The organism is Erwinia sp., assembly GCF_031978025.1.
GTDB lineage: Bacteria > Pseudomonadota > Gammaproteobacteria > Enterobacterales > Enterobacteriaceae > Erwinia.
Map to the genome: position 1 here is coordinate 1 of NZ_DALZCD010000321.1, position 4364 is coordinate 4364.

The window sequence follows — 4364 nt, forward strand, 5'->3', positions numbered from 1 at the left end:
TTAGTCCCTTACCGCGGCACTGTCCTCTGCCCACTTTTAGTTTCCTGCTGCTCTTTATCAGCTTAGCTCCTCAGCTCTTTGTTCCTTGATTTCCCTGCTCTTCTGGCCTCATGGCCCCTCAATGCCTTACCCACCCGGTGACCCGCCCTTTAATTCATAAGAAATATTACTGCGTTAATATCACTCGCCTGATTAACTCGTTACGAGCTAATCCCATAAGTGCATGAAATAAATAATTAAAATCACTATTGCCATTCATCCCCCAGAGGGGTACAGTGATTTTACTGTATAGATATACAGTTAAAAACCCACTAACATAGGATGGAAACATTATGGCTGATACACTAATTTTTAATGAAGTAGCCTCTTTCGCTGCACTGCGTGCCCGCAAACCTGCGGCTGAAGGTGAACGTGTCTTTTTGAGCTCCTGGAATGCCCTTGCTGCCGGCGACCGCTCGGTGACTTTTGGCGAAGGCTGGTTTACCGGTCATCTGGTCGCGGCGGCAGACGATGGCGGTTTTATTGCCAGTAACGGCGGCGCATACCACTGGCGTCGCGAAAGCGATATCGAAGCGTTAACCGTACATGATTTTGGCGCCGTACCGGGCGGCACGGTTGACTGCGCCCCTGCCGTTAAGGCGATGTATGAATTTATGAATGGCAGCTTTGCCCGCGGCTTCACCAGCGGTCTTTCCACTAAGGTAGGTATCCGTTTCGGCGTGGGCACCTATCTGATTAAGCCACTCGATTTACGTACCTACGGTGACAAAATTCCGGCTAATCATGCGGAACTGCCCTATAACCCAAGTGGCTATTTCGCGGCCGGCGATTTTGTGATGCGTGGCGTGACTACCAGCTTTGGTAAGCAGATCGGCACTCGTATCATTTCTGACAAATCAGATTCGGCCGTACTGGCCCTGAATCACCGCTATTTCTCTGTTTACGGCATTGAATGGGAAGGCCAGCAAACGGTGAAGCAGGATGAAAAGACCAACCTGCTGATTGGCGCAACGGTAGGCGTGTTTAATGATACCGCGTCTAACAAACAGCCCTTTATCACTAACGAATGCGTGGGCGGCACTTTTGCCAACGTTTCTTATTTTAAAGCCAGCAACACGGGCGAAGCATCGATTTACTATCTTGACAGCCTTGACAGTAAATTCACCCAGATGTACTGCAGCCGTGTCGCAGGCCCGGTCATCAAGGTAGGCTGGAGCAACCGTCCAAGCGGTGTCTGGGATCATTCCACGGCGATTGAGCTTTCAGAATTTAACTTCCAGTTTTGCTACGCGCCGGCTATCTGGATCCCACGTCACGGTCAGGGCCTGATCCGTAACGGCTGGATTGAGCACAGCGCCATCCCGATGGATATCAACAACGGTCAGTGGCTGATTGAGGCGCTGAGCATTGAATCATCTACCTATGATGCCGTGTTCTTTAATTCACGCGTTATTATGTCGCAATGGTCTAATCCGACCGGCGTTAATTATGATCGCACCTCCGCACCAGGCAGTGCGACCTGGTTCAGCTATCCGAAAAACCCGGATGGCAGTGCTATCGTAGCCAAACTCTCCGCATATGAGATGGGTATGGCGTTGTTTCAAAATAACGGCACCTACCTGGACCATCCGCTGCGCGCGCAGTGGCTGAGTGGTGTACTACGCGGTACCATTGACAGCAGCCAGCGCTGGTTAAATATCGGCTCCTTCCAGATGCCGAGAACCGGTACTCACTGGAAAGTCGAAGTGGACTGCCGGAGCGGATACGGTAGCATTGGTGGCGATAGCGCCATGCCAATCCAGAGTGACCGTTCCGCCGGTACGCTGCATATCCACGTCGCGCGAGGTTCAGGCTCGGTTCCGGCCGTCACCTACTGGATGGAGGGTTCACCGGGTATTACCGAGGTGCAATATATTACCCAGCAGTATAATGCTGTCCTGCCGGGTCTTTGGATCAAACTGCCTGATACGCTTGGGGAATATGGCGTACACGTTCGCGGCACCGGTGAAATGCGCAGTGATAACGGCAGCTGGGCAATATTCACGCCATCCGGCGCAACGCAAAATGCAGCACCAGATGGCGGCGTACCGGCTGAGGCCCGTATGTCCATGAACAATGGCCAGGCCGGTTTTGGCGCGCAGGATGATGTTGCCGGGATCAGCACCCGTTCTCAGGCTTCCACCACCGTGCCGGTTGAGCAGTCCAAACCGCGGCAGTGGATGCGTATTAATATCAACGGGGTAGAATACGCGATGCCTTACTACGCCTTTACGCCGCAGATTGCGACCCAGCCTGCCGCTACCGTTGCTGTTGCCGCGGGCGGTACGTTAAACCTGACGGTAGAAGCTAAGGATGCCGCGAACTATCAGTGGCAGAAATCGACCAACGGTACCACCTGGACAAATATTACCAACGCCAAAAGCGCAACCTACAGCAAAGCTGCCGTCACTGCGGCTGATGCCGGACAGTATCGCTGCTTGATTAAGGGACAGGTAGCGGCCGTTGATGCTTCCGTCACCACTAACCAGGTTACCACCAACGTTTCAGTCGTGACCATCACCTCTTAATGCAACACGGGGCGACGATGCTTTCGTCACCCCAACCCACGCTACAGGCTGCATCGGAAACGTTTACCGAAACGTCAGGGTGCGCCTGTAGCGCTTTTATGGGGTCATGCCTTTGTGGGCCTCTTCCAACACCTTACCCAAATCCTGCCGTCAATCTGTCCCGCCGCTGAAACCTCACCAACCATAGCGAAAGTTAGTGGCTCACCGGACCGCTCTCCGCTCATGTACGACAGCATGCCAGTTTCATCCATTCACATCACAAGAGGACGCTGCACGTAATATTGATGCATAGCCGGCGTGCCGTTCATAGAGTCAGGACGTCTACCGATCCTTTTAGCATTACCGCCAGCTTCAGCACATTTGCACTGCGCCGCTGCTCGTTCAGGCGGGCGATACTCTCCTGAAAAGAAGTTGTGGAGTGCAGTTCATGACTGGAAAAATAACGTGCTTATCCTTCCTGTGCGCCAACCCAATCAGCGTGCGCTCACGACAGACTTCACTCTCGAGCAGATCGAACTGGCCATCCGTCAGCAGGGCTTGATACAACGCGACATGGTATTTTTACCGCCTCCGGCTTGCGTACGAAACGTCAGCGGCCGCCTGTTATCAGGGCGCGAGGCGTGCGGCTGCGTTAACGCCACTTTGACGCGTCGTTATCCGGCAGGTCGAGCCGTAGCTTCGGATCGGGCCTGTGCGCAATGTTATCAACAAGGGCGAAAACCACCTGTTTCACTGCTGGCCGTAGTGCCTGAATATGAAAACTGCGCCTTGTCCGCAATGTTATTAACAAAGGCTAACCCGTTGTTTCGCTGATGGCAGTGACCAGAACAATGGCTTCAGGTTGCCCTTAGCCAATGACAATTTTTTGACGTTTCAGTAAGGATTTATCAGGCAGGTGCGGTTTTGAAGGTTGTTGTGCCACCAGCTGGTTGGCCTTGAAAAGATGAATGAAAGTGCCGCCTGTGCACCTGCAGAACCGATAAACTCTCTGCGATGCATATCTCTTTACCTCACTGTTAAGGCTGCTTATTTTAAACACAGGCCAGTCAGCGCGCAGCCCATCCGGGGAACCGCTTATCGTAATGACCAGTAGCGCTTACCCGATCTTATGGCAGTCATACGAACCTGAAATTTTTATCTGGCTACGGCTGCTGCGCAGCACTTCAACATCCAGCGTGGCGTTACCCGCTTTATTCAGGTACGTCATTCCATAATCTCCCTGAAATTTTGTAGCAGCAACAATCCAATGCATTTTAACATTATCGGTATCCCCTTTCTGTTTCAGCCAGGTCAGCTGCTGTTTTCGGGTTTTGACGCCATTAACAGTTGACCAGCTGCCGTTCATGGTCTGCCCGGCCAGTTGAAAAGGACCGCATTTAACATCAGCAAAGGCGTGCTGGGGCAAAAACAGCAGGGCCGCAAGCAGAGGAAAAAAAGCTGAACTTATTTTCAGGGTGTTGCCGTATCCGTTCATTACTGGGGTGTACATGAGGTATTCCTTATTGACCCGTCACTAAAATCAGCACAGGGTGTATTAATACAGGCTTAATATAATAGCTTACTTACTGTTTATCAGCGGGACAGGATGCGAAATTGGGCACCAATTCTCAGCTTTTACGCGCGCTGCTTTTTTCGTTTTCTTCTTGCTGCAGGCCGGGTCTGATGTCGCTGTAAGCCGCTGCTTTCGATTGTGGAAAAGATTGAGGTATCCAGGCTATTGCTGCTTTATTTTATATCGCCCCAGCGACTGTTTATGCTAAAGAGCTGAGGCTGCCGCGCGCTGAAAGAGGTATTTAT

The 4364-nt window shown here is 52.0% G+C and carries 2 protein-coding genes; one reads left to right on the forward strand and one right to left on the reverse strand.

Annotated features, from left to right (window positions below):
- The first annotated feature begins 332 nt into the window (after positions 1–332).
- Complete coding sequence (locus RTK32_RS19295) at positions 333–2567, forward strand: hypothetical protein (protein ID WP_312046823.1); 2235 nt, start codon at positions 333–335, stop codon at positions 2565–2567.
- Between the two features lie 1096 nt (positions 2568–3663).
- On the opposite strand, the gene RTK32_RS19300 is transcribed toward RTK32_RS19295, so the two are convergent.
- Positions 3664–4056 (reverse strand): hypothetical protein, encoded by a 393-nt coding sequence (locus RTK32_RS19300; protein ID WP_312046824.1) that lies wholly within the window; start codon positions 4054–4056, stop codon positions 3664–3666.
- Between the last annotated feature and the right edge of the window lie 308 nt (positions 4057–4364).

Coding starts and splice junctions, on each gene's coding strand:
- RTK32_RS19300 (WP_312046824.1), bottom strand. CDS start 4,056: ATGTACACCCCAGTAATGAACGGATACGGCAACACCCTGAAAATAAGT.
- RTK32_RS19295 (WP_312046823.1), top strand. CDS start 333: ATGGCTGATACACTAATTTTTAATGAAGTAGCCTCTTTCGCTGCACTG.